Here is a 25,634-nt window from a genome sequence, read left to right as displayed (position 1 = left end):
GCTGAGGCAGCGCAAGGACCGAAGCGGTTTGCCGCGCCGTCCTGACCTCGCGCTCATCCACAGTGTTCGGAGCGCGCCGATAACCGGCGTCGGTTCAATCGCTTGATGGCAGATCCTGGGATCTGCCATCAGTTCGAAATGACCGTCGGCGGCCCCGTTGCCGGCGCCGCCGCGCAAGGTTCGTCGCTCTACTTCCTGAACGGATCTGGCCGCATCAGGAGCCGGCCGGAGATCGAGTTCGGCACCTCGTAGGGTGAGCCGATCGACAGCACGTGGCTCAGCGCGATCAGCCGGTTCGGCAGCTTGGCCGGCGGCGGCGTCTGGAACGAATACGACGTCGGGTTGTGGCACAGGAAGCAATTCAGCACGTTCTTGATCGGCGTGTTGTCGGCGTTCTGCACGAAGGTCTCGGCGGTGGCGTTGGCGAGATTGACCGAGCCGACCGCGCTGGTCTGGTTGCTGTTCAGATTATACGAGTTGGGGAGCATCCAGACCGTGCCGTCGAGGGCGTAGTTCGCGAACGTCGATTGCGGGCCTTTCAGGCCGGAGAGAAAGCCCTGGGCTTGCGCCGTGATCGCGAAGATGTTGCCGACGCCATTGGGCTGGTTCTCGCCGCCGGTCTGATTCTCGAGCACGACGTTGCTCACCGGTGTGAGCTTCTGGGTCGCCGGATCGAGCCGCAGTTGCGGCCGGTTGGCGCCGGGCAGAGCCGGGATGTTGACCTGTGAGAACGGCGTGCGGCCCTTGTAGAGCGTGTAGCTCTTCGGATCCGAGCGGCTTGCCGATGGCGCAAAGGTGTTGTCCGGCGTCTGCGGCGAGTTGTTCTTCAGCTCGAACGTGCCCCACAGGAATTCGGGGTGGTTCTCGGTGTAGCCGACCACGTGGAGGCCGATCAGCGCCACGGTCACGGTGACGAATTTGCCGGGCACCGGGCGGATCGTGATCAGGCCGGGGGTAATGTTGTTCTCCAGCACCGGTACCTGCGCCTGGGTCGTATAGGCGCCCGCAGGCGGTGCCTGCCCGGGGTCGAGCCGCAGCCACGTCGCCTTGAACACCGCATCGCCAACGGCGAAGGAGGAATCCGCCGGCTGGCTCTGGTAGCCGCCGGTCGCGATCAGGTTCTTGCGCGCCGTGCTGAAATAGCTCTGGTTCATGTGAACCGAGGCGTAGACGGGATAGCCGTTCTGCGCGACCAGCATGTTGCCGTCGGCTTCGACGATGGCGCCGGCGCCTTCGGTGAAGCCGGCCGTGCCGTGGAAGACCTGGGCACGGGCCGCCAGCGTCAGCGGGCGCGGCCGTGGTGCGCCGGCATTCTCGGCGTTGCCGAGCAACTCGTCGGGCGTCGCCAAGGTCATGAACCGCGGGACGGCGGCGCCGGAGCCCGAATCCTTCACCAGCGCCGTCGCCCAGACGAACGCCTCCCACGACCATTGATGGAAATTGCAGTCCGGCGTCGGGATGGTCTTGGTGTCGGAGGTGGGGAAGGCGGCGTCCGGCTTGAGATAATTGCCCAGTCCCTCCGACCAGCCGAAGGCCGGGCAGTTCTTCGCCGGCGGTGGAGGGGCGGCGCTGGCCGGGCTGAAGGCGCCGGCAAGGCCGCTTGCGGTAATGGTCGTCGCGAAAGTGAGCATGAGCCACTGAATCGTCTTCATGGCCGGTCTCCATTGATGTGCGCGCTGGGATGGGCCGATGGTCTCGCCGCCATGCGTCGCAAATGATTGCTGAAAATGATTCATTCAAAAGTAGTGCGCGGCGAACATGCACCCAAAGGTGAGATTTGCAAGACCGGTAGCTCACGCAACCCGCGTTTTTTTTCGGAGGCGCCTCGCGGCGTGAAATGCGGCTCTGCCGGACCGTCGATGCGACGGCGTTCGTCTTCATCGGCCGAACGGGCTGCAGTGTGAGCGCGGGCACGGCCGACACCGCTGATCGTGCGCATCCTGGCGGCCGTTCGCTGGAGAATTGCGGACAATGAGGTCTTCACGCCAGTGGACGACAACCACAGGAGAGTGAAATGAAGGCCATCATGGCCGCTGCGCTGCTGCTCGTGCTGACATCGGGCGCAAGCCTTGCGGGCACGCCGCTGATCGATGCGCGTCAGCACAACCAGTCACATCGCGTCTACAGCGGCATCGCGAGCGGACGGCTGACCTATCCGGAGGCGCAGCAGCTCGTCCGCGGTCAGATCCACGTCCAGAAGCTGGAAAACAAGGCCAAGGTGGACGGCGTGGTGACGCCGTTCGAGCGTGCCCGCATCAACGTCGCGCAATCCGTGCAGGGCGCGCGCATATTCTGGAAGAAGCACAATTAGCCGCGCACGGCGGTTCGCTGGTGGCAAGGCGCCGCCGTGGCGGCGCTTTGCCACCATGTGATGCGACGGCGGCGCCGCTCACACCAGCGCGACCGTGACGCCGGCAGCGGCGCTGAACGCGACCACGACGAGCGGCGGCGCGCGCCATGCGACCAGCAGGACGAAGCCGATCAGGGCGATGCCAAAATCCGCGGCGTTGTGGATGGTGGTTGTCCAGACCGGGTCGTACAGGGCCGCTCCCAGCACACCGACCACCGCAGCGTTGACCCCCCGCATCATGGCCTGGGCGCCGGCGCGTTTGCGGAACGAGTCCCAGAACGGCAGCGCGGCGAGCAGGACAAGCATGCCCGGCAGGAAGATGCCCAGGAGACCAAGCGCAGCCCCGATGATCCCGTGCGGCTCGGGAGCCACCACGGTGCCGAGATAGGCCGCGAAGGTGAAGAGCGGGCCCGGGACGGCCTGCGCGGCGCCGTAGCCGGCGAGAAAGGCGTCGTCGCTCAGCCAGCCAGGTCCGACGAAGGCCTCGCGCAGCAGCGGCAGCACGACGTGCCCACCGCCGAACACGAGTGCGCCCGAGCGATAGAAGGCATCGAACAAGGCGACGCCGGTCGATCCCGTCACGCCGCGCAGCAGCGGAAGTCCCGCCAATAGGACGACGAACATGGCGAGCGCAACCAGCCCCACGGTCCGCGACACCGGGATCGCGACGTGTCCGGACGGCGCCGCCTCGCCGCGGCAGAGCCACAGACCGGCGAGTCCGCCGAGAACGATCGCTCCGATCTGGGCGAGCGAGGCGGTGCTGAATAGGATGATGAGGGTTGCGGCGACCGCGATCGAGGCGCGCGTCCGGTCGGGACAGAGCGTGCGCGCCATGCCCCAGACCGCCTGCGCGACGATGGCGACCGCGGTCAGCTTCAGTCCATGCAGCAGGCCGTCGCCGACCGGACCGCTCAATTGGCCGGCACCATAGGCGAACAGCACGAGAATCGCGGCCGATGGCAGGGTGAAGCCGGTCCAGGCGGCGAGCGCGCCGAGATAGCCGGCGCGCATCAGCCCGATGGAGAAGCCGACCTGGCTGCTGGCGGGGCCGGGCAGGAACTGGCACAGCCCGACCAGATCGGCATAGGCATGCTCGTCGATCCACTTCCGCCTGACGACGAACTCGTCGCGGAAATAGCCGATATGGGCGATCGGACCGCCGAAGCAGGTCAGGCCGAGCGTGAGGAAGATCCGCAGAACCTCGAGCGGAGATCCGGAGCGCCCGCCGTGATCGGCGGGCGGGTTGGTCGCGGACTTCAGGCTGCTCACGGCCGCTTATTCCAGTTGCAAGGAGGCTCTTCTCGGCTTTCGTTAAGGGGAAACGGGACGGTCGGCCAGTCTCAATCGCTCACGGCCGCTGATCGGACCGCGCGTCGGTTGCCGTCCATCTTATGCTTTCGATCGGCGGGATGGTGGGCACGGCGCCACCGCGATCTCGCGCGTGGAGAGACCGCGTGTGCGCCTTTGCCTACTGTTGGCCTGTTAGTTAGCTCCACCCCTCCAGCACGATCTTGCCGCGTGATTTGTTGCTCTCGATCAACGCATGCGCGCGCTTGAGGTTGGCGGCGTTGATGGTGCCGTAATTGTCGCCGAGGGTGGTGCGGATCACGCCCTTGTCGATCAGATCCGACACGTCGTTGAGCAGATTGTGCTGGGCGATCATGTCCGGGGTCGTGAACGAGGAGCGCGTGAACATCGATTCCCAGTGGATCGAGATCGCCTTGCCCTTGAAGGCGGCGAGCGAGAACTCGGCGGGATCGTCGATCAGGCCGAACTTGCCCTGCGGCGTCATGAAGTCGGCGATTGCCTTGTAGTGCTGGTCGCTGTGGGTGAGGCTCGCGATGAGCGCGACCGGCGGCAGCTTCAGCGCGTCGATCTGCTCTTTCATCGGCTTGCCATGATCGATCACGGCATGGGCGCCGAGCTTCAGGCACCAGTCGCGCGACTCCGGTCGCGTCGCCGTGGCGAGCACGGTCAGCCCGGTGAGCCGGCGCGCGAGCTGGATCAGGATCGAGCCGACGCCGCCGGCGGCGCCCGTGATCAGCAAAGTGCGGTCGTCGAGGCTCTTGCCGGGGATTGCGCCGAGCCGGTCGAACAAGAGCTCCCAGGCCGTGATCGAGGTCAGGGGCAGGGCGGCGGCTTCGGCGAACGACAGGCTCTTCGGCTTGCGGCCGACGATGCGCTCGTCGACCAGATGGAATTCGGCATTGGTGCCCTGGCGCAGGATCGAGCCGGCGTAGAACACCTCGTCACCGGGCTTGAACAGGCTCACGTCCGGGCCGATAGCCTCGACCACGCCAGCGGCGTCATAGCCCAGGATCTTGGTTTCGCCGGCGGGCGGTGCGGCGCGCTTGCGCACCTTGGTGTCGACCGGATTGACCGAGACCGCTTTCACGGCGACGCGGATGTCGCGTCCCTTCGGCTCGGGTTTGGCGGTCTCGAAATCGAACAGCGCGCGGTCCTCGGTGATGGGCAGCGACTGCTGGTATCCGACGGCCTTCATGAACAGCCTCCTGGTTGGCTTGGCAATAGGATCTGTTTGTCCTGCTGGCATCACTTCAGCAAGTACTGTAAAAATGGGGAACTAGTCCCCATTTGGATACTATTGGGCCAAAACGCGATGAAACGGAAGAATTTCACCCGCCGTCCCGGCTGCGCGGTCGAAGCCACGCTCGACCTGATCGACGGCAAGTGGAAGGGCGTGATCCTCTACCACCTGCAGGGTGGCAGCCAGCGCTTCGGCGAGCTGCGCCGGCTGATGCCCGGCATCACTCAGCGCATGTTGACCAAGCAGCTGCGGGCGCTCGAGGACGACGGGCTGGTCGTCCGCAAGGTCTATGCCGAGGTGCCGCCGCGCGTCGAATACAGCCTGTCCGAGGTCGGCGAGAGCCTGCGGCCGGTGATCGAGGTTCTCAGAAGCTGGGGCGAGCGGCACCAGGAACGGCTGTCCTGCGCACCCGTTGCGGAGACCATCAAAGCGCCGCATCAGACCGCCTGAGCTTGGCCGCACCCGCCGTTCCGCCTATATCGAAGTCCTCATTGTCCGGGATTCTTTGCATGACGTTGATTCGCACTTCCGTGGTCCTGCTGCTGTCCCTGCTGGCCGCGTCTTCCGTCGCGGCGCAGGACCGGCGCGTGCCGCAGTCCCAGGCCGAGCTGCGGCTGTCCTATGCGCCGATCGTGCAGCGCGTGCAGCCGGCGGTCGTCAACGTCTACGCCGCCAAGGTGGTGCAGAACCGCAATCCCTTCCTCGACGATCCGGTGTTCCGCCGCTTCTTCGGCCTGCAGGGCGGACCGCAGGAGCAGATGCAGCGCTCGCTCGGCTCGGGCGTGATGATCGATCAGTCGGGTCTCGTCGTCACCAACGTGCACGTCATCGAGGGCGCCGACGAGGTGAAGGTGTCGCTGGCCGACAAGCGCGAGTTCGAGGCCGAGATCGTGCTGAAGGACAGCCGCACCGATCTCGCCGTGCTGAAATTGAAGGGAACGCGCGAGTCGTTCGTCACGCTCGACCTCGCCAACTCCGACGATCTCCTGGTCGGTGACATCGTGCTGGCGATCGGCAATCCGTTCGGCGTCGGTCAGACCGTGACCCACGGCATCGTCTCGGCGCTGGCGCGCACCCAGGTCGGCATCACCGACTATCAGTTCTTCATCCAGACTGACGCCGCGATCAATCCCGGCAATTCCGGCGGTGCGCTGGTCGACATCAACGGCCGTCTGGTCGGCATCAACACCGCGATCTATTCCAAGTCCGGCGGCTCGCAGGGCATCGGCTTCGCGATCCCCGCCAACATGGTGCGCGTCGTCGTGGCCTCCGCCAAGAGCGGCGGCAAGGCGGTGAAGCGGCCGTGGCTCGGCGCGCGGCTGCAGGCGGTGACGCCGGAGATCGCGGAAAGCCTCGGCCTGCGCTCGCCGACCGGCGCGCTGGTGGCGTCGGTGGTGGCCAACAGCCCGGCGGCGAAGGCCGGCATCAAGTCGTCCGACCTGATCGTGTCGATCGACGGCCAGACCGTCGACGATCCCAACGCGTTCGACTATCGCTTCGCCACGCGTCCGCTCGGCGGCACCGCGCAGATCGAGGTGCAGCGCGGCGGCAAGCCGGTGAAGGTGGCGGTCGCGCTGGAAACGGCGCCCGATACCGGGCGCAACGAGATGGTCATCAACGGCCGCTCGCCGTTCCAGGGGGCCAAGGTCGCCAACATCTCGCCGGCGGTCGCCGACGAGCTGCATCTCGATGCCGACACCGAGGGCGTCGTCATTCTCGAGCCGGGTGACGGCACCACCGCGGCCAATGTCGGCTTCCAGAAGGGCGACGTCATCATGGCGGTCAACAATCAGAAGATCGCCAAGACTGCGGATCTCGACAAGGCGTCGCGCGAGGCCGCGCGCATCTGGCGCATCACCGTGCTGCGCGGCGGCCAGCAGATCAACGTCACGCTCGGCGGATGAGTCCGAAGCGCCCCCAGCAGGGAGGCCCGAGCCTCTTCGCCGCGGCGGGGATGGAGCACGATGCGCCGCGGCCGTTGCCGGAGCGCCTCAGGCCCCACAAGCTGTCTGATGTCGTCGGACAGGATCACATCCTGGGACCGGACGGCGCGCTGACGCGCATGCTGGAGACGCGCACGCTCGGCTCGCTGATCTTCTGGGGCCCGCCCGGCACCGGCAAGACCACGGTGGCGCGGCTCCTGGCTGACGCCACCGAGCTGCATTTCGAGCAGATCTCGGCGGTGTTCTCCGGTGTCGCCGACCTGAAGAAGGTGTTCGACGCGGCGCGCGCCCGCCGCGAGACCGGGCAGGGCACGCTTCTCTTCGTCGACGAGGTGCACAGGTTCAATCGCGCCCAGCAGGATTCCTTCCTGCCGGTGATGGAGGACGGCACCGTCGTGCTGGTCGGCGCCACCACGGAGAACCCGTCCTTCGAGCTCAATGCCGCTCTGTTGTCGCGTTCGCGCGTGCTGGTGTTCCACTCGCTCGACGCCGCTGCGATCGAGCGGCTCTACAGCAACGCCGAAGCGGTCGAGGGCCGCAAGCTGCCGCTCGACGACGAGGCGCGCGCCGTGCTGATCCGCATGGCCGACGGCGACGGCCGCGCCGCGCTGACGCTCGCCGAGGAAGTCTGGCGCTCGGCGCGCAAGGACGAGATCTTCAACGCGGTGCAACTGCAGGAGATCCTGCAGCGCCGCGCGCCGATCTACGACAAGTCGGCCGACGGCCACTACAACCTGATCTCGGCGCTGCATAAGGCGGTGCGCGGCTCCGATCCCGACGCGGCGCTGTACTATTTCGCACGCATGCTCGACGCCGGCGAGGACCCGCTGTTCCTGGCGCGCCGCATCGTGCGCATGGCGGTGGAGGACATCGGTCTGGCCGATCCGCAGGCGCTGGTCATCGCCAACGCCGCCAAGGACGCCTATGATTTCCTGGGCTCGCCCGAGGGCGAGCTCGCGATCGCGCAGGCCGTGATCTATGTCGCGACCGCGCCGAAATCCAACGCCGCCTACAAGGCCTTCGGCGCCGCCAAGCGGGTGGCGAAGGAGGGCGGCTCGCTGCTGCCGCCGAAGCACATCCTCAACGCGCCGACCAAGCTGATGCAGGGCGAAGGCTACGGCGCCGGCTACCAGTACGACCACGACGCGCCCGACGCGTTTTCGGGGCAGGACTACTTCCCCGACGCCCTCGGTCGCCAGCAGTTCTACGATCCCCCGGAGCGCGGCTTCGAGCGCGAGATCAGGAAGCGGCTCGATTACTGGGCGAAGCTGCGGAAGGAGCGGGGCGGTTGAATAGCGCCTCGTTCCAGAGGCGTTGATCGTTGCTCCGCCGGACTACGTTGATTTTACCGTCCAGCAAGAAAATCAGACTGGTACCGCGGCCCATCTTCTAGCTTCCGCCAACTTGCGCAGTGCAGCAAGCCTGCCGTTGGGTGCAGCGGTCGCGATGCGGCCTTCGGTTAAGCAGTCGGGATCGATCTCGGACTTCGCTTGACACCTTCATCGACTCTGGCGACTACTTTTGAAATCCCGAGACCGATTTTTGCGTCGCGCGTCCAGCTCATCTTTCTCGTTGGCCCAACAAGTGCGTTGTCGGTAAGTGTTGTGAAGGCGGGGCTGCAGTTCGACAGCAGCCCTAGTTGTTGTGAGACCCTGTCCGGTCGCAACTCATTTTCGGAGCTGGACAAAGCGATTCTTTAAGGGCAGCTTCCTCTCATTAGGAAAGCTTTTTTTACAATTCATACCCGCAGGAGCGAGCCATGATATTCAAGCTGGGAGCGGTCGCATCCACTGTAAGCCTTGTGATTTTCGGTGCTGGAAGTGCAGCGGCTGCGTCCTTGTCGGAGTGCAACGCAGCACTGATCGTCTCTACCTACAACAAAATAGATGCTTCCAAGTCCGATTGGCGAATGGCGACGTTCGTAGACAAGGAGGCTTATAACAAGATCAAGGAATCGGCCGGTGCATCTGCTGTCATATACGGAGTGCCGGTGGGCGCAAATTACGACCAGTTCCGTGAGAGTATCGACCGCTACAAGACAAGCACGACGGAGAGTTTTTCGCAGGAGCAATTCCACAACATCTCTTGGACAGGCCTCGGGGCCGAGGCGGCGGATGCTTACAAGGAATGTATCAGGCAGAAGAGTCGAGGCTTGTACATTGTTCCCGACAAGGCAACCGATTCCGACCTGTCGTTCCGTGTAGTTTACGGCGTGGTTGGCGGCAGTCCCAACCCGCTTCCTGTGAAATGGATGGGTGCCGCGGCGAAGGACGCCTCCCTGCCGGGAACGGTGAGTGCCGGTGAAAAAATTATCGTCATCGACAGACCGGCCAAGTCCTCCATGCTGGCGCTCAACGACGATGCAAACGCCGGTTTTTCCGATTCGCTGATTCTGACGCCTTTGCCGCCTCCGATTCCTCCGGAGCAAAAATTCGCCAACCGGTGTGTTATTACACAGACCGATGACCCCGGACCCGTGACTAGAGGCAATTCGTTCTCATGGACTTGCGACAGGTTGAGGGCTGGCACCTACGCAGTTTCGTTGAGCGTTGTGCCCAGTGCGGCACGACCGGTCCGCTTAAACTGGCATTCGCAGATCAAATTCATTGGAGACAAGGAGACCGAGGTCTTCGATCTTGCCAAGTCTTCTGGCGGCACCATCGATACTGTGAATGCCGGCATCGGAACAAGCTTCCAGAGCAACGGTAACAACATCACCGTTAAACAGTCGGGGGCGCTTCCTGTAATCAGCGTCTTCATAGATAATACCTGGTGGCACATGGACTTTGCCAACCAGTCCAACGACCCAATCAACATTCCAAAGAATGTCAGCATATCGGTGATCGGAAAATAGACGCAAGCGCTGCAGCGGAAATGCAGTCTCTCCAATTGCACGCGCAGCGCTAGGGCCGGAGGACGCGCCCGACGACCCGGCGCGTCCTAGGTTGAGAGAGCTGCCGTCGTTGCGGTGACAGCAGAACGTTAGTTTACTTCCCGCTCTGCACGAACTCCACGATCTCCCGCGTCAGCCGGTCGTCCTCGGTGTTGATGGAGTAGACCTCCGACATGTGACTATGCTGCGGCAGCATCACCGCGCGCGCACAGCCCGCAGGCCGTTTGCAGGCGGCCTGCTTCAAGAGGTCGAACTGCTCGACGAAGCGCGGCGGGTCGAGCTCGACGGAGGCGATCATAAGCGGCAGGCTCGAGGCCTGCAGGCCTGATAGCGACGAGCGCTCCTTGAAGCGCGAGGGATCGGTGCCGAAATAGGCCATCTCCTGGTCGCCGAGCGGCGTCGCGGTGAGGTCGTAGACGCCCGAGGCCATGATCGCGCCCGCAAGGCCGCCACCGGCGACCTTGTGGAATTCGGGATGCGCCACATAGGTCGCGACGTGCACCGCGCCGGCCGAATGGCCCATCAGATAGATGCGCGCGGGATCGCCGCCGTTCTCGGCGGCGTGGGCGGCCACCCATTGCACCGCGCTGGCGACGTCCTCGACGCCGGCGGGCCAGGGGAATTTCGGCGCCAGGCGGTAGGTGATGTTGATGCCGACGAAGCCGTGCTTGGTGGCCCATAGCATGATGTTGTCGTAGAACGGGCCGTCCGGCGTGGTGCGCTTGTTGCCGCCGATGAAGGCGCCGCCATGCACGAAGATCAGGATCGGGCGGGGCGCGGCGGCGCTGTCCGGCGTGAAGACGTCGAGCAGATTGCGCTCGGCCGTGCCGTATCTCACATCGCGCTGAACCTTGACGCCGATGTAGGGTTCCCTGGCCTGCAGCGGCGCGTAGATCGCGGCGGTCTTCGGCGGGTCGATGGCCCGGCCGATCTCGATCAGCTTCCAGGCAATGTCGTCGGGCATCGGGCTTTGTTGAGCTTGCGCGGCACCCAGCGTCAGCGCGGTCGCTACGATGGTCAGGGCCACTCTCGTCAGCGTCATTCAATTCGCTCCGATCACGTCCGATTTCGCGGGGCAACGCCTCGCCGGGCCGATTTATCCCGATTTCGCCGTGACTGGCAGTGGCTTTTGAGATACGCAACCTGCCATGAGCCGCCGCATCAAGCGAACCCAGAGCAAATCCGACCGTCCCGCCGACCGCCGCAAGGGCGAGCGGCCGAAGGCCGAGGCTGCGCGCAGCGCAGGCGCACCAGCCAAGCGCGAGCCATCCAAGCGTCCGGATGGCGAGCGGCCGCGGCGCGACCGTTTTGCCGGCGAGCGCGAGGCGGCACCGCGTAGCGAGTTTGGTCGGGGCAAGGGCGATCGCGTCCGCGCCCCGCGCGCCGAGCGCGAGGATCGTCGCGACGCGTTCGAGTCGCGCGAGCGGCCGCCGGCCAAGCGCGCCAGTGCCGGCAAGCCCGTGCGCTTTGGCGCCGAGCGGGCCGAGCGCAAGCCGGTCGCCGCACCGCCGCCGAAGAAGCCCGAGCCCGAGACGCCGGTGCTGCCGACCAAGGTGCAGACCGTCGTCGTCACCGCCGACGAGAACGGCATGCGCGTCGACCGCTTCCTCGAAGCGCGCTTCCCCGGCCTGTCGTTCTCCCACATCCAGCGCATCGTCCGCAAAGGCGAGCTGCGGGTGAACGGCAAGCGCGCTGATAGCAAGGATCGTCTGGAGGAAGGCCAGAGCGTGCGCATTCCGCCGCTCAAGCTCGATGCGCCCAGGGAGCGCGCCGGCCTCACCGAGGGCGAGCGCAAGACGCTCGAAAGCCTGAAGGCGATGACCTTGTATGAGGATGACGACGTGCTCGTCCTCAACAAGCCCGCGGGGCTTGCGGTGCAGGGCGGCTCCGGCATGACCCGCCACATCGACCAGATGCTGGAGGTGATGCGCGACGCCAAGGGTCAGAAGCCGCGGCTCGTGCACCGCATCGATCGCGAGACCTCCGGCTGCCTCCTGATCGCCAAGACCCGCTTCGCCGCCACGCATCTGACCGGCGCCTTCCGCAGCCGCTCAGCGCGCAAGATCTACTGGGCCCTAGTGGCCGGCGTGCCGAAGCCGAAGCAGGGCCGCATCTCGACCTATCTCGCCAAGGAGGAGAGCGAGGAGGATACCATCATGCGCGTCGCAGCGCATGGCGACGAGGGCGCCAGCCACGCGGTGACCTACTACGCCGTGGTCGAGGCCTCGGCCAACAAGCTCGCCTGGGTGTCCTTGAAGCCGGTCACGGGGCGCACCCATCAGTTGCGCGCGCACATGGCCCATATCGGCCACCCCATCGTCGGCGATCCCAAATATTTCAACATCGAGAACTGGGCGCTGCCCGGCGGCCTGCAGAACCGGCTGCATCTGCTGGCGCGCCGCATCGTCATCCCGCATCCGCGCGGCGGCGTCATCGACGCCACCGCGCCGCTGCCGCCGCACATGCTGCAGTCGTGGAATCTGCTCGGGCTCGAGCACGACCGCTTCGACCCGATCGAGAACGCGCCGGAGGAGTGAGCGGCATCTACGCAGCCGCTCAGTTCCGGAACTGCTCCAGGAACAGCCGCAGTGAATCGTGCGGCGTCTCGACGTCCAGGATGACCCAGCCGTCCGGTCCCTTGACGACGATGAAGTTGAGGGTGATGCGGCGACCCTGGTTGTCGAAGCTGGCGGCGACATAGGTCTTGTCGAACTGCTTGCGCAGGATCGAGATCGCGACCGGGCCGAGCTTCCAGCGCGGGCTCTGCACCAGGAAGTCGTAGGGCTCGCGCCGCGGGGCGGTCCAGGCTTTCGCCAGGCTCGGATCGAAGAACTGCCGGGCGACCTCGGCCGTCCGCGGCAGCCCGGCGGAGAGTTCCGGCACGCCTTGGCCGTAATGGGCATAGACATTGCGGACCAGCGATTCCGGGGTGCGGAAGCCGGCCGCGGCCGGGGCGGCGCTGCCGATCAGGACGAGGGCGGACAGCAGGGCACGCATCGGCAGCTCGCATTTCGGGCGGACAGGGCTTATCTAGCGCGAAAATGACGGATCCCTTGTGATCATCCCGCGAGAGGGCTGGAATTCTGATGCGTGAACTGTTTGACGACGTCGTCGGCCGGTCGCCGCTCGATCCGCAGGAATCGGCGCGCCAGGCGATGCGGACGCCGCTGCGCAAGCGCTTCTACAAGGAGGCCGGGACCGCCGCCGCCGCCGAGGGCGGCTTCAACGTGACCCTTGACGGTCGGCCGATCCGCACGCCGTCGGGGCGCGTTGTCATCGTTCCCGCCGGGGAGCTGGCGGAGGCAGTGGCCGCCGAGTGGCAGGCCCAGGGCGACAGCATCGATCCCGCCACGATGCCGCTGACGCGATTCGCCAACAGCGTCGTGCAGTCAGTGGTCGATCGCACCGACGACGTGCGCGAGGACATCGCCAAATATCTCCAGTCCGACCTGTTGTTCTACCGCGCCGGCCATCCCGAGGGGCTGGTCGCGCGCGAGGCCGAGCATTGGGACCCGGTGCTGGACTGGGCGCGCGACAGCCTCGGCGCGCATTTCATCCTGTCCGAGGGCATCGTGCACGTGACCCAGCCGGAGGCCGCAGTGCAGGCGGCGCGGGGCGCGCTGCCGACCGGCCCGTGGACGGTGGCGGCGACGCATGTCGTCACCACGCTGACCGGCTCGGCGCTGCTGGCGCTGGCGCTGGCGCATGGGGTGCGCGACCCCGGCCAGGTCTGGGCGGCGGCCCATGTCGACGAGGACTGGAACGTCGCGCAATGGGGGGCCGACGAGGAGGCGATGAGCCGCCGGGCCGCCAAGCAGATCGACTACGAGGCCGCCGTCCGCATCCTCCGGGCGGTCGACGCCGCGCTCTGAGGCCGGTTAACGCCGGGTTTAGGGGCACCCGCTAGGCTCTGCGCGTAACCCGAGTACGCGCATGGTCCAGAGTGTCACCCCGTCGCCTTCCGTGAGCGCCGTCCGCGGCGTCGGCAGCTCGCCGGCCGGAACCGCGCCGCAGGCCGCGACCACGCTACAGGCCGGTGCGCTGCTCAGCGCCAGGGTGCAGCAGGTGCTCGCCGAGAACCTGGTCCAGGTCGCGATCGGAAACCTGTCGATGGAGCTCGCCAGCGAGCTGCCGCTGCAGGCCGGCCAGACCGTGCAGGTCGCAGTGTCGCAGACCGCGCAGGGGCTGCAGCTCGCCATCGTCGGCCAGGGCGGCAGCGCTGCCACTGGCACCACCGGCACCCCGACGCCGGCCGCCACCGTCGTCGACGTCACCGGCCAGCTGGCACCGGCGCTGCCTCCGCCGCCGGATCCGCTGACCGGGCTGGAGCGGCTCGCATTGTCGATCGCCAGCGAGGAGGCGGCGACCCGCCAGGGCAGCCAGGGCCAATTGTTCGCCGATCTCCAGGCCGTCGCCGACGCGCCCAATCTTCCGCCGGCGTTGCGCGCGGCCGTGGCCCAGGTGCTGGCGCAGCAGACCCAGCTATCGCCGGCGCTGACCGCGGAGGATGTGCAGAGCGCCGTGCGGCTTTCCGGCCTGTTTCTGGAATCCTCGCTCGCCAATGGCACCGCCGGCGCCGGCACGCCCGACCTGAAGGCGGCGCTGATCGTGCTGCGCCAGACGCTGGCGACGGTGCTGCAGACTGTCGATCCCGGCATGGCGGCCTCGACGTCGGCGTCGCCGGGAGGCTCCTATGCCTCGGTGCTGTCCGAGGCCGGCCGCGCCGCCGCCGCGCAACAACAGAGCGCTGCACCCTCGCTGGTGCCCGACATCGAGATCGAGCTGCCGCCCCAGCCCTGGGCAACGGCAATGGGGCGGCCCGACACCGTGTCTGCCGGCTTCACCGGCTCGGCGCTGATCGAGACCCTGACGGGCGCCAAGGCGCAGTCGCTCACGCCCGGCACGGTGCTGGCCGTGCTGCAGGAAGCGCAGCAGCAGATTCCGCGTGCCGCCGGCCTCGTTCCCGGACGCAACGCCAATGGCCGCGCCGAAATGGTCGTGCGCACCAACACGCCGCCGCCGCCGTTCCGCGGGGCTGCGCCGATGCCGCAGGCCGTGGCGACGGCGACGCTCGGCCCGGACACGCCGCTGCCGGCGATCGCGCACCGCCTGCTCGACGAGACCGACCAGGCGCTGTCGCGCCAGACCCTGCTGCAGGTCGCCTCGCTGCCGGATCGCCCGGACGCCTCGACCGCGCGCACCGATCCGGCGCTGCCGCGCTGGAATTTCGAGATTCCCTTCGCCACCCCGCAAGGGACCGCGATGGCACAGTTCGAGATCTCGCGTGACGGCGGCACGCAGTCGCCGGACGCGGCCAAGCGCGTCTGGCGGGCGCGCTTCTCGCTCGACGTCGAGCCGGCCGGCCCGGTGCATGCCATGATCAGCTTCAGCGCCGAGCGCACCTCCGTGCGGATGTGGGCCGAGCGTCCGGTCACCGCCGCGCGGTTGCGCGCCGGTCTCTCCGAACTCAGCCAGGCCCTCAGCCGCGCGGAGCTGTCGCCGGGCGATCTCGTGGTGCAGGACGGCGCGCCGCCGGCCGTGATGCCGCCCAAGGCCGGCCATTTCCTGGATCGCGCGCTATGAGCATCGAGGTGAAGGCCGCCAACAAGACCCAGCTCGCCGTCGCCTTGCACTATGACAAGGGCCAGGGCGCGCCGCGCGTCGTCGCCAAGGGCAAGGGCACGATAGGCGCCAAGATCATCGAGGTCGCCAAGGCGCACGACATCCCGATCGAGGAGAACGAGGTGCTCGCCGGCGCGCTCTCCAATGTCGAGCTCGGCGACGAGATCCCGGAGGAGCTCTACAAGGCCGTCGCCGAGGTGCTGGTGTTCGTGCTCAATCTGTCGCGTCCGATGCGCTAGCGCCGCATTTGTGATCTCCGTCATGCGTCGGTCGTCACCGCCGTGTGGTAGGGAGGGCGAACGACGACGGAGACTTGCGATGTCCATGATGAGCCGCCGCCATGCGCTTGCCCTGATGGCCGGCGCCAGCCTGTTGCCCGCGCGCTCGCTCGCGCATGTCGCCCCGCCGCGCAACGAGGTCCGTGGCGATCTCGTCAAGCGCTTCACCGACGAGGGCACCAAGGGCACGTTCCTGGCCTACAAGGTCGAGGAGTATCTCATCATCGCCAGCGACACCGATCGCTCCGGCGAGGCGAAGCTGCCGGCCTCGACCTTCAAGATCGCCAATTCGTTGATCGCGCTGGAGACCGGCGTCGTCGAGGATCCCGACAAGGACGTGTTCAAATGGGATGGCGTCACGAGATCGATCGAGGCCTGGAACAAGGATCACACCTTGCGCAGCGCGATCGCGGTCTCCGCGGTCCCAGTCTATCAGGAGATCGCGCGCCGGATCGGTCCTGAGCGCATGCAGAAATATCTCGAGGAGCTCGACTACGGCAATCACGATATCGGCGGCGGCATCGACCAGTTCTGGCTGACAGGCGCGCTTCGCATCGATCCGGTGGAGCAGGTCGATTTCATCGATCGCCTCAGGCGCGGCGCGCTGCCGGTGTCGAAGCGCAGCCAGGATCTGACCCGCGACATCATCCCGACCACCAAGGTCGGCGAGGCCGTGATCCATTTCAAGTCGGGGCTGCTGGGGAAGGAGCAGGGCGCGCTCGGCTGGATGGTTGGCTGGGTCGACAAGGGTGACCAGCCCACCGTGTTCGCGCTCAACATGGATTGCCCCGAGGAGCGCCATGTTGCGGACCGCATGACGCTCGCGCAGGCCTGCCTGAAGGACATCGGCGCGCTGTAGGTGATTGACAGTAGGGTGGGCAAAGGCGCGAGGCACATTCTTAGTCGTAGATGACGCCGTCGCGCGCCGTGCCCACCGTCTTGCCCGGCGCGGTGGGCACGGTGCTCGGAGCGACGCAAGCGTCGCTCCTGCGCGCCTTTGCCCACCCTACATTCTCGTCACCGCCGCGACAGCTCCAAATTGACGCCGGTGATCTCCGTGCCCGCCGGCCGGATCGACACCGTCTGCCGGCGTCCCTGCGTCGTCAGCGACAGCCCGGCCGAAAACGTCTGGCCGCGCGCCTGCGCCTCGATGCGGTTGCCGACCGCGCGGCCCTCGATGGTGCCGGAGGCATTGTGGCTTGCCTCGCTCCATTGCCCCGAGATCTCGCCGCCGCGATAGGCGACGTCGCTGGAGAGATCGATGTTGTAGCTGTCGCTGGCGCAGCGGATGTTGAGCCGCAGTTGCTCGCCGGCGCCGCCGACGTCATAGGCCGCGCGGCAGCGCAGCCGCTCCTGGTTGCCGTCGGACATGCTGAGTACGCCGCCGCCGCTCCAGGAGCCTTCCAGCCCGCGGAACGGAGAGGCCGGCGCGGCATGGGCGGCGCCAGCCAGAGCAAGGGCAGTCAGCAAAGTGGGGATCGCAAGGCGAGAGGCGCGCATCATCGGGCTCCGTTTCATCGTCGAAAAGTGAGCGACAACGCAGGAACACCCGATGCGTTCGATCTGTCACCTCAAGAATTGATCCAAATCGTTCTATTTTTGCTCACGACAGTTTGAACAGCGTGCGCAGGAAGTCCGTTACCGCCTGGCGCGCGGCCTCGGCGGTGGCGGGATTGCCGCCGACATGCGGATCGAGCTCGACGCAGGCGTCCTGATAGGTGAAGGGCTGCTGCGTCTCGGCATTGATCAGCATCCCGCCGTCGCTCTCCTTGATGCGGCAGTTGCGCACGGTCTGCGCCTTCGGCGCGACGGCGAGCATGTTGGCGCCGAGCAGGCCGAGGTCGAAGCCGTGTGGCGAGTCTGGATATTCGGTCAGCGCAACGTCGCGGCCCGCTGCCTTCAGCCGCTCGACATAGGCCTTGCAGGTCCGCACCGGATTGTAGTCGTCCGGTCCGCCGTGAAAGATCCGGATCGGCCGCGCCACCACATCGGTCTCACCGACATAGGTCGTCGAGCAGTCCGGATAGAACGGGATGTAGGCGGCAAATTGCAGCCCGGAATTGTTCCAGCGCTTGTGGAAACGCTCCAGGCTCGCATACAGCGCCGCCTGACCGCCGCGCGAAAATCCCATCAGCACGATGCGCTCGGGATCGACGCGCGGATGCTTCGCCAGCACGTCGAGCGAGCGATAGATGTCCATGATCAAATTGAGCCGGCCGAGCTGCGCCTGGTTGGTGCTGGTGGCGGTGATGCCGCGTCCGGTGAAGCCGTCGATCGCGAAGGTCGAGATCCCCATCGCATTGAAGGTGCGGCTCCACGCCGCGATGTTGCCGCCGACGCCGCCCGATCCATGCATCAGCACCACGACCGGCAGCCGGCCGCTGCCTTGCGCGACGCGCAGCTCGCCCACGACCGTGACCGGCTTGCCATTGTCGTCGCCGGACAGGAACTGCCGGTCGGACAATGTGAGCGAGGGGATCGGATACATCTCGATCCGGGCAGGCGTGTCCTTGGGGATGCCTTGGGCATGGGCGCGGCTGCAGAGGCTGAGACCGGCCGCGGTCAGCAGGATCGTGACGACGGTCGCTGCCGTCAGCCGCAGCGACCGTCGAGCGGCTCGAGGCAATGCGTCGGTAAGTCTGAAACGAGCGGGCGCATCAAGCGCCGACGGCGCGGCACTATTATGTCGCTCCATGACCGTCCTCCTGGCTCGCCGCTTGTTGCGGCTTGGCAACCAAGTAGAACGAGGGATCACGGAGCTGTCAAACGGCGTCATGACCTGCGAAGAGCGAGACTGGTGGACAACGCAGCGTGTGGTGCGCTGCGGGATTTGATCGCTACAGAAAGCTAGCCTGATAGCTCGTCGCCATCAACGAGACATGCGCTTCGAGGGGAGGTCGCAACTCGAAGGCTCGCGGATCTCGGGCGAAATTCCATAGTCGCACCAGGAGCCAGTCGTCGCGATACGCTTCGGCAATCGCGAGCTCATTTCGAGTGATGTGAAATGGCGTGCGTTCCCAGCCGTTCGTCGTCTTAACCTCGATGAGCCGTTCTCGACCGTCGGGTTCGAAGCTCCTGATGTCATAGCCCGCGCCGTCGCCATCGACGTCGGAAACCCATCGAATTTGGCGCGCGAGATCGGTCCGGCCTGCGGCCAGCAGAGTTGAGCGCTCATGGGCCAGAACGCGTTCTTCACCGGCGCGGCCGAGCGCGCGATTGCGCGCGTCCCGTGCCCCCACATCGTATTTTCTGGCAATCACCACCATCTGTTCGAGCTCTTCAGGGGGAGGCGCGTTGCTGTGTGTTGGAGGCGGTCCGATCCACAGTGGCGGAGGCTCCCCATAGCCTGATCCTAATGAGATCGCTGCCGCCCGCGTCGTTCGTGCGAGCCATTCCGGGTTGCGGTCCAGCCAGCGAGCTACGGCAACTTCGAGTGAGGACTGAAAATTGAAGGCGGGCCTGTAGCCAGCGATCCATTCTTCGCCGAGCCCCTTGAGTACGGCACTGATATTTCGATTCTTGTACTCGATCGAACCGTGTGTTCGGCCGGTCGATGCCTGCACGGCACGGTTACGTTCGGCTTTGTTGTACGGTCTCCCCGCGACATCATCCGCGAGCATCGCGAAATAATCGGCGACAATGGCGTCGTTCTGCTCATCGGTCCAGGCGCCAGCCATAGATGCCCTTCGGCAGGATGTGAGGAGCCGCCTGCCTCACACGCAACCATAGCTTAAGGTGCCCGAGCTGGCCAGCAGGCTCAGCTTTGCTGGCGAATTCGATTATGGCGTGGAGAGGCGTCGTCATAGTTGTCCAGAAAGCGATGGACAGAAAGGAGGCCTCTGCCCGACGGGCAATCCTCGCATATCATCCATGCCCGAACTGCCCGTCGTGCCAGTTTGTCGCGGACTGATCACTTGCACCGTCGGGCAAATCACCTCCACATTTCCGCGCATCCCGGCCCGCCAAGAGGGACGTTTCGCGATCGTCACGAACGTCGGGCCGGGGATGCGGTGGGCGTGTCGGTCTGCAGCCTGGTCTCACGATCGGGCCGACGAACGGAGCGATGCGACGGCGAAATCGTGTGGTCCTGGCCTCCCGGTGCTGAGGCCAAGTCGGTGGGGATGATCCGCTGGCGACGGGGGCAATCAAGCCGGTCCCCGGGGAGATCACGTATAACCCGTTCAAACCATCGCGCAGGGAGGGCCGGGAAGTCCCAGCCGAACCTGTGGTTCCTGCCCCGTGCATTTTCTCTGCACGGGGGCCATGGGGGCGGCAGGCTCCCGGCCTTCCTTGCGCCTCTTCTTCCACGGAAGGGGACGAACTCAAGCAAAGCCCGGGCGCACTCCGCCGCGGGGATCGCGACGTCATGCCTCGAAGCGGCGACTTCAAGCGAAATCTCTCCGGGTGCGATCACGCCAAGCACGGTGCGTCCCAGTCATGACCTCGACCCTACGCGGCAGGACGACCGGCTGTTGTCAGCGAGCAGATCGCCACACGACGTGGCGGCGGCCTTGCCGCGCGCGCGTCGCCTCAGGCGTCGGCCAGTCCCGGCCTGCCGGCCAGGGTGACGAAGGATTTCGCGGTCGACACGGTGCCGTCAGCTACGCTGATGCGGTCGACGACGCGGTAGTCGGCCTGCCAGCGGGCCGGCGTCACGACATGCCTGATGTAGCCGCGCTGGTTGCTGAAGAACTTCAGATGCGGATTGTTGGCGAACAATGTCGGCTCGTTGTCGTAGCGCGCAAAGCCGTCGCCGTCCGACGAGATCGACGTCGCCAGGAATTCGACGCCGACGCATTGCGAGGCCGGATCGCGCCAATCCTGCTTCAGCTCGAGCGCGACGCCCTTGTGCAGGTCGCCGGTCAGCACGACGGTGTTGGTGATGCCGGCCTCGCGCAGCATCTGCATGACGCGGTCGCGCGCGGCGCTGGCGCCGTCCCATTTGTCGAGGCTGCGCAGCGGCACGTCCGACGACGGCAGCCACGGAAACGAGCGCCAGTCGAGCGGGGCGAACATCACCTGCTGTGCCAGCACCTGCCAGGTTGCGCGGCTGCCGCGCAGACCCTCGGCGAACCACCGCTCCTGCTGCGCGCCCATCATGGTGCGGCTCGGCTCGTCGGCCTCGGGGCAGGCCTTGATGCCGTCGCCGCAGGGCTGCTTCGAGCGGTATTGCCTGGTGTCGAGCACGGCGATGTCGGCGAGCCTGCCAAAGGCGAGGTGGCGAAAAGCGAGGATGTCGGGTCCGCGCGGCAACTGCGCGCGGCGCACCGGCATGTGCTCGTACCAGGCCTGGAAGGCGGCGGCACGCCGGAACAGGAACGCCTCCGGCGGCGTGTCGCGCTTGTCGCGATCGCCGGCCCAATTGTCCATCACCTCGTGATCGTCGAAGCTCGGCAGGAACGGGCAGGCGGCGTGCGCGGCCTGCAGGTCGGGATCGGTCTTGTAGAGCGCATAGCGCTGCCGGTACTCCGGCAGCGTGTAGCAGGTGGCGAAATGCTTCGGCATGGTGCGCGGCAGCGCCACGCCCTTGGACTCGGCGGCGTACGCATTCTCGTAGATGTAGTCGCCATAGTGGAAGACGAAGTCGAGATGGTCCTGCGCGATCGCACGCCACGCCGTGTAGAAGCCGCGGTCCCATTCCTGGCAGCCGGCGGAAGCGAACCGCATCTGCGCGACGTCGGCGCCGGCGGCGGGAAAGGTCCTCGCACGCCCGATCGGGCTCTCCGCCTCCGGCAGGCGGAAGCGATAGAAATAGTCGCGGGCCGGAGCGAGGCCCTCGATCTCGACATGGACGGAGTGCGCCAGCTCGATGCGGGCGACCGCAATGCCGGATTGCACGATGGTCGTCATCGCCGGATCGGTCGCGACCTCCCAGCTCACCTCGCGCGGCAGCGCGATCATGCCGCCACGCGGCTGCAGCGGCTCGGGCGCGAGCCGGGTCCAGATCACGAAGCCGTCGGGGCTGGGATCGCCGGAGGCGACGCCGAGCGTGAACGGGTTGGATTTCAGCGGCGGAGCCTGGGCGAGCGCCGTGCGCGCCAGCGGCGTGCCGAGCGTCACCAGCCCGGCCTGCAGTGCGCCGCGCAGCAGGCTGCGCCGGTCCAGGCCGGCCATGTCTCGGAATCGGATCATGCCGGCATCCTACCCGTCGCGGCAGGTCCCTGCATCCGGCGTTCAGCCTCGCGGCGCGGCAGGCCCGATCCGGCCGAGATGGGTGAAGCCGAAGCCGTCGGTGTATTTCAGGCCGTAGCCGACCAGCCGGTCGACGCCGATATGGGCGAGCCAGATGGTGGCGAGCTGGGTCGCCAGCGGCACGCCGAGCGCCAGTCCGACCGCGAGCAGGGCGGCCGGCAGCAGCGTGGCATGCGCGGCGTTGTACACGGCCGCTCCGATCCGGGGGCCGCCGAGATAGCCGGCAAAGCTGAGGTCGGGCCCCAGGAAGAGGGCCGCAAACAGCCACCACGAGTCCCCTCGATGGGCGTAGAAGGCGATTGCCGCGGCCGCCAGCACCAGCCCTTCGAGCCGCAACAGCAGGCGGACGCCGCCCCGCACGGCGCCCCGGGCTGCGTCATCGGCCGGATCGGCAAGGCTTGGTCGAGCGGCCATATCCATGATTCTGCTTCCAATTCCGAACTGTGGGAGGAGGGGCGACCCGTCCGAAAGCCGCTTTTCGCCTCCGAAATAGCCGTGTTAGAAGGCCGCCAACACTCACGAGATCGGGAACGGGCGGGACGCGCATGAAGGACATCCTGGACACCTTGGAGACGCGGCGCGCCGGCGCGCGGCTCGGCGGCGGCGAGAAGCGCATCGAGGCGCAGCATGCCCGCGGCAAGCTGACGGCCCGCGAGCGGATCGAGCTGCTGCTCGACAAGGGCAGCTTCGAGGAGTTCGACATGTTCGTCGAGCACCGCTCGACCGAGTTCGGGATGGAGAAGACCAAGGTCCCGGGCGACGGCGTCGTCACCGGCTGGGGCACTGTCAACGGCCGCAAGACCTTCGTGTTCGCCAAGGACTTCACCGTGTTCGGCGGCTCGCTGTCCGAGACCCACGCGCTGAAGATCACCAAGCTGCAGGACATGGCGATGAAGGCGCGTGCGCCCATCATCGGCCTCTATGACGCCGGCGGCGCCCGCATCCAGGAGGGCGTCGCGGCGCTCGCGGGCTATTCCTATGTGTTCCGCCGCAACGTGCTGGCCTCCGGCGTGATCCCGCAGATCTCCGTCATCATGGGCCCGTGCGCCGGCGGCGACGTCTATTCGCCGGCCATGACCGACTTCATCTTCATGGTGAAGAACACGAGCTACATGTTCGTGACCGGCCCAGATGTCGTGAAGACCGTCACCAACGAGGTCGTGACCGCGGAAGAGCTCGGCGGCGCCTCGGTGCACGCGACGCGCTCCTCAATCGCCGACGGCGCGTTCGATAACGACGTCGAGACCCTGTTGCAGATGCGCCGGCTGATCGACTTCCTGCCGTCGAACAACAGCGACGGCGTGCCGGAATGGCCGAGCTTCGACGACATCGAGCGCGTCGACATGTCGCTCGACACGCTGATCCCGGACAATCCGAACAAGCCCTACGACATGAAGGAGCTGATCCTGAAGGTCGTCGACGAGGGAGACTTCTTCGAGATCGCGGAAGGCTTCGCCAAGAACATCGTCACCGGCTTCGGCCGCATCGCCGGCCGCACCGTCGGCTTCGTTGCCAACCAGCCGATGGTGCTGGCGGGCGTGCTCGACAGCGATGCCTCGCGCAAGGCCGCGCGCTTCGTCCGCTTCTGCGACGCCTTCAACATCCCGATCGTCACCTTCGTCGACGTGCCGGGCTTCCTGCCGGGCACCGCGCAGGAATATGGCGGGCTGATCAAGCACGGCGCCAAGCTGTTGTTCGCGTATTCGCAGTGCACGGTGCCGCTGGTCACGATCATCACCCGCAAGGCCTATGGCGGCGCCTTCGACGTCATGGCCTCCAAGGAGATCGGCGCCGATATGAACTACGCCTGGCCGACGGCGCAGATCGCGGTCATGGGCGCCAAGGGCGCGGTCGAGATCATCTTCCGCGCCGACATGGCGGATCCGGAGAAGATCGCCGCGCGCACCAAGGAATACGAGGACCGCTTCCTGTCGCCGTTCATCGCCGCCGAGCGCGGCTACATCGACGACGTCATCATGCCGCACTCCACCCGCCGCCGCATCGCGCGTGCACTCGCCATGCTCCGCGACAAGAAGATGGAAATGCCGGCGAAGAAGCACGACAATCTGCCGCTCTGAGGGGGAGTGAAGAAGTGGGAGGGCAGCGCACCGGCGTGTCGCCTTCGTATTTGACGAAGTCCGGCGACCGCAGCGCGCTGCCGCCGGAGCGGCGCGGCAATCTGCGCCGTTTCCGCCCCTGGCGTTAAGCCTGTGTCTTAACTAACCTTTAACGATGGGTTTGCGGGAACTGGGCCGCTGGCCTAGCATTTATCGATCGCTGGTGGGTCAGAAGAGTAGGGTCGCGTATCATGGCTGTCGGAACATCGGCATATCGGAATTCCAGAGTTCTGGTCGTCTGCGCGGCAGCCGCCGCGCTGATGTTCTCCTCCGAGGCCGCGTCGGCCCAGTCCGGCGCCGCGGTGGCTGCGCCCGTCGCCGCCGGTCAGGCGGGGCCGAGCCAGGTCGTCCCGCCGGCGCTTGGCGCGCGGCCCTTTGTCCGTCAGCACCACCGCGGCTATCGTTCCTATCTGCCGGCCGCCGGCGCTTTCGCCTATGGCGGCCCTGGCGAGCCCGTGCCGCAGCAGATCCCCGAGCACACATCGGCGGACGTGCGCTACACTTATACGTATGACGTCCCGTGGGACTGGGTTCACCGCTATCCGCCGAATGTCGTGCCGTCCGATCGCCCCTATGTGTCGAGCTGTCCGATGCAGACCGTGACGGTACCGGGCCGCCGCGGCGGCGATCACTCCGTCACGATCACGCGCTGCTACTGACGTTTTGAGCCAGCTCAATGCGATCCGTGTGAACGGGCGCTAGATTTCGTTGAATACCGACCGGCTTCGCTCGCGCGAGGTCGCGAGGTGACGAGGCCCGGACTCCTAGGCACTCCGGGCCTCGTTGATTTTGATAGTCTCCCGTCATCGCGCGGCGATGATCGAGACGACGGCGAGGTCGCGTTTTTGATCCTGCTCCGTGACGACACCAACACGGACCGGAGGAAACTCGATGCCGTCAGCCATCTTCGTCGTACGTGACGCGGACGCGTGAGAGCTTCGTGCTGGCGCAGGCGGTCGAGGAGTGATCGGCCGGCGGCGCGTACCAGGATCGGCGAAGGTGGCAGAGCCATGGTGGTGTCGCGGGCATGCGCCAGTTCAGCTCACGTTCAGGTGATCGGCCGTATACTCACTACATGCTCTGGCTCGTGGATCATGGAGGCGTGCGATGGAACGACGGAATTTCCTCAAGCTGGCATTCGGGTTCGGCTGCGCGGCGGCGGCCGGCGCCGTGCTCCGCACCACCGATGCGGTCGCTGCGCCGCTCTCGCCGTTGCCGCTGAACGAAGCGGCGCCTTCAGCAAGGGATCAGCACGTCGAGCGCGCGGTCGGTTCGCAGGATGAGGCCGATCGGCTCGCGCCGGAGCAGGTTCGCTGGGGGCATCACGGTCATCATCACGGACACCATGGTCACGGCCATCATTGGGGCTGGCGCCGGCGGCATTGGGGTTGGCGGCGCCGTCATTGGGGCTGGCATCACCATCATCGGCACTGGCGCCGCCGTTGGCACCGTCGTCACCACTGGTGATGTCGGCACAGCTGCCTCACGACAAGCGCTGCTTCCGTCGCGAGTGGGGCCTCCGGCGCGTTCTGCTCGCCGTCATTGAACAGAGGCAGCAGGCTGACCGGGTACGGGGTAGGGAAGCCTTCGAGATTGATGCCGTAGGGCTCGCGCGGCGTCGTCCTCTGCGATGCGGTGCTCGCTTTCGCGGCGATTGTCGCGCCCGGCGAAACGGGACATGGAGATTCCAG

General features: G+C 66.4%; 23 protein-coding genes and 1 pseudogene. 13 read left to right on the top strand and 11 right to left on the bottom strand.

Annotated elements, in window-relative coordinates:
• Positions 1–188: 188 nt before the first annotated feature.
• On the bottom strand, positions 189–1,652 hold the full coding sequence (locus tag QX039_RS15485; protein WP_315737609.1) for a hypothetical protein: 1,464 nt from the start codon (positions 1,650–1,652) through the stop codon (positions 189–191).
• Positions 1,653–2,014: 362 nt separating this feature from the next.
• Between QX039_RS15485 and QX039_RS15480 the strand changes: the two genes are divergently transcribed.
• Positions 2,015–2,311, top strand: a complete 297-nt coding sequence (locus tag QX039_RS15480; protein ID WP_315737610.1) for a hypothetical protein — start codon at positions 2,015–2,017, stop codon at positions 2,309–2,311.
• Between the two features lie 78 nt (positions 2,312–2,389).
• Here the strand turns inward: QX039_RS15480 and chrA are convergent, their stop codons facing one another.
• On the bottom strand, positions 2,390–3,619 hold the full coding sequence (gene chrA, locus QX039_RS15475) for a chromate efflux transporter (protein WP_315737611.1): 1,230 nt from the start codon (positions 3,617–3,619) through the stop codon (positions 2,390–2,392).
• Positions 3,620–3,836: 217 nt separating this feature from the next.
• The gene (locus QX039_RS15470) at positions 3,837–4,853 is read right to left on the bottom strand and encodes a zinc-binding alcohol dehydrogenase family protein (protein WP_315737612.1); all 1,017 of its coding nucleotides are present in this window, start codon (positions 4,851–4,853) and stop codon (positions 3,837–3,839) included.
• A gap of 117 nt (positions 4,854–4,970) precedes the next feature.
• Between QX039_RS15470 and QX039_RS15465 the strand changes: the two genes are divergently transcribed.
• The 4 genes from QX039_RS15465 (at position 4,971) to QX039_RS15450 (ending at position 9,695) form a co-directional block, all read left to right on the top strand.
• The gene (locus tag QX039_RS15465; protein WP_315737613.1) at positions 4,971–5,348 is read left to right on the top strand and encodes a helix-turn-helix domain-containing protein; all 378 of its coding nucleotides are present in this window, start codon (positions 4,971–4,973) and stop codon (positions 5,346–5,348) included.
• Positions 5,349–5,407: 59 nt separating this feature from the next.
• Positions 5,408–6,802 carry a DegQ family serine endoprotease gene (locus QX039_RS15460; protein ID WP_315737614.1) on the top strand — a complete coding sequence of 465 codons (1,395 nt, stop codon included), beginning with the start codon at positions 5,408–5,410 and terminating at the stop codon, positions 6,800–6,802.
• The gene (locus QX039_RS15455; RefSeq protein WP_315737615.1) at positions 6,799–8,133 is read left to right on the top strand and encodes a replication-associated recombination protein A; all 1,335 of its coding nucleotides are present in this window, start codon (positions 6,799–6,801) and stop codon (positions 8,131–8,133) included. Before QX039_RS15460 ends, QX039_RS15455 begins: the two co-directional genes overlap by 4 nt.
• A gap of 467 nt (positions 8,134–8,600) precedes the next feature.
• The gene (locus tag QX039_RS15450; RefSeq protein WP_315737616.1) at positions 8,601–9,695 is read left to right on the top strand and encodes a hypothetical protein; all 1,095 of its coding nucleotides are present in this window, start codon (positions 8,601–8,603) and stop codon (positions 9,693–9,695) included.
• Positions 9,696–9,828: 133 nt separating this feature from the next.
• On the opposite strand, the gene QX039_RS15445 is transcribed toward QX039_RS15450, so the two are convergent.
• Positions 9,829–10,776: an alpha/beta hydrolase gene (locus tag QX039_RS15445; protein WP_315771160.1), complete on the bottom strand. Its 948-nt coding sequence runs from the start codon at positions 10,774–10,776 to the stop codon at positions 9,829–9,831.
• A gap of 106 nt (positions 10,777–10,882) precedes the next feature.
• Between QX039_RS15445 and QX039_RS15440 the strand changes: the two genes are divergently transcribed.
• Positions 10,883–12,271 (top strand): RluA family pseudouridine synthase, encoded by a 1,389-nt coding sequence (locus QX039_RS15440; RefSeq protein WP_315737618.1) that lies wholly within the window; start codon positions 10,883–10,885, stop codon positions 12,269–12,271.
• Between the two features lie 19 nt (positions 12,272–12,290).
• On the opposite strand, the gene QX039_RS15435 is transcribed toward QX039_RS15440, so the two are convergent.
• Positions 12,291–12,731, bottom strand: a complete 441-nt coding sequence (locus tag QX039_RS15435; RefSeq protein ID WP_315737619.1) for a hypothetical protein — start codon at positions 12,729–12,731, stop codon at positions 12,291–12,293.
• An 89-nt stretch (positions 12,732–12,820) separates the two neighbouring features.
• Between QX039_RS15435 and QX039_RS15430 the strand changes: the two genes are divergently transcribed.
• The 4 genes from QX039_RS15430 to blaOXA all read left to right on the top strand — a co-directional run bounded on the left by QX039_RS15430 (position 12,821) and on the right by blaOXA (position 16,493).
• Positions 12,821–13,606 (top strand): ATP12 family chaperone protein, encoded by a 786-nt coding sequence (locus QX039_RS15430; protein ID WP_315771162.1) that lies wholly within the window; start codon positions 12,821–12,823, stop codon positions 13,604–13,606.
• A gap of 61 nt (positions 13,607–13,667) precedes the next feature.
• A complete protein-coding gene (locus tag QX039_RS15425; RefSeq protein WP_315771163.1) occupies positions 13,668–15,317 on the top strand; it encodes a flagellar hook-length control protein FliK in 1,650 nt (549 codons plus the stop codon).
• Positions 15,314–15,595 (top strand): EscU/YscU/HrcU family type III secretion system export apparatus switch protein, encoded by a 282-nt coding sequence (locus QX039_RS15420; RefSeq protein ID WP_315714536.1) that lies wholly within the window; start codon positions 15,314–15,316, stop codon positions 15,593–15,595. Before QX039_RS15425 ends, QX039_RS15420 begins: the two co-directional genes overlap by 4 nt.
• Before the next feature lie 79 nt (positions 15,596–15,674).
• On the top strand, positions 15,675–16,493 hold the full coding sequence (gene blaOXA, locus QX039_RS15415; protein WP_315771164.1) for an OXA-1091 family oxacillin-hydrolyzing class D beta-lactamase: 819 nt from the start codon (positions 15,675–15,677) through the stop codon (positions 16,491–16,493).
• Between the two features lie 158 nt (positions 16,494–16,651).
• Here blaOXA and QX039_RS15410 read toward each other — a convergent pair whose 3' ends face one another.
• The 5 genes from QX039_RS15410 to QX039_RS15390 form a co-directional block, all read right to left on the bottom strand.
• A complete protein-coding gene (locus QX039_RS15410; protein WP_315771165.1) occupies positions 16,652–17,137 on the bottom strand; it encodes a hypothetical protein in 486 nt (161 codons plus the stop codon).
• A gap of 100 nt (positions 17,138–17,237) precedes the next feature.
• A complete protein-coding gene (locus tag QX039_RS15405; RefSeq protein ID WP_316158620.1) occupies positions 17,238–18,260 on the bottom strand; it encodes a dienelactone hydrolase family protein in 1,023 nt (340 codons plus the stop codon).
• Positions 18,261–18,471: 211 nt separating this feature from the next.
• On the bottom strand, positions 18,472–19,311 hold the full coding sequence (locus QX039_RS15400; protein WP_315771166.1) for a DUF3883 domain-containing protein: 840 nt from the start codon (positions 19,309–19,311) through the stop codon (positions 18,472–18,474).
• Positions 19,312–20,164: 853 nt separating this feature from the next.
• Positions 20,165–21,766 (bottom strand): alkaline phosphatase D family protein, encoded by a 1,602-nt coding sequence (locus QX039_RS15395; RefSeq protein WP_315771167.1) that lies wholly within the window; start codon positions 21,764–21,766, stop codon positions 20,165–20,167.
• Between the two features lie 42 nt (positions 21,767–21,808).
• Positions 21,809–22,246, bottom strand: coding sequence for a DUF4260 domain-containing protein (locus QX039_RS15390; protein WP_409998844.1), 438 nt, complete (start codon positions 22,244–22,246; stop codon positions 21,809–21,811).
• Positions 22,247–22,371: 125 nt separating this feature from the next.
• Between QX039_RS15390 and QX039_RS15385 the strand changes: the two genes are divergently transcribed.
• From QX039_RS15385 to QX039_RS15375, 3 genes are all read left to right on the top strand, one after another.
• Entirely contained in the window at positions 22,372–23,904 is a 1,533-nt protein-coding gene (locus QX039_RS15385; RefSeq protein WP_315737628.1) for an acyl-CoA carboxylase subunit beta, read from the top strand.
• Between the two features lie 230 nt (positions 23,905–24,134).
• On the top strand, positions 24,135–24,602 hold the full coding sequence (locus QX039_RS15380; protein WP_315737629.1) for a hypothetical protein: 468 nt from the start codon (positions 24,135–24,137) through the stop codon (positions 24,600–24,602).
• 448 nt (positions 24,603–25,050) lie between these two features.
• Positions 25,051–25,410, top strand: coding sequence for a twin-arginine translocation signal domain-containing protein (locus QX039_RS15375; RefSeq protein WP_315737630.1), 360 nt, complete (start codon positions 25,051–25,053; stop codon positions 25,408–25,410).
• 62 nt (positions 25,411–25,472) lie between these two features.
• On the opposite strand, the pseudogene QX039_RS15370 reads toward QX039_RS15375, so the two are convergent.
• Positions 25,473–25,598, bottom strand: a pseudogene (locus QX039_RS15370) (alpha/beta hydrolase); the annotation flags it as partial.
• Positions 25,599–25,634 lie beyond the last annotated feature (36 nt).

The sequence above is a fragment of the Bradyrhizobium sp. SZCCHNR1043 genome (assembly GCF_032489675.1).
Lineage (GTDB): Bacteria > Pseudomonadota > Alphaproteobacteria > Rhizobiales > Xanthobacteraceae > Bradyrhizobium.
The sequence above is the reverse complement of the archived record's forward strand: the minus strand, read 5'-3'. Positions and strand labels throughout refer to the sequence as shown.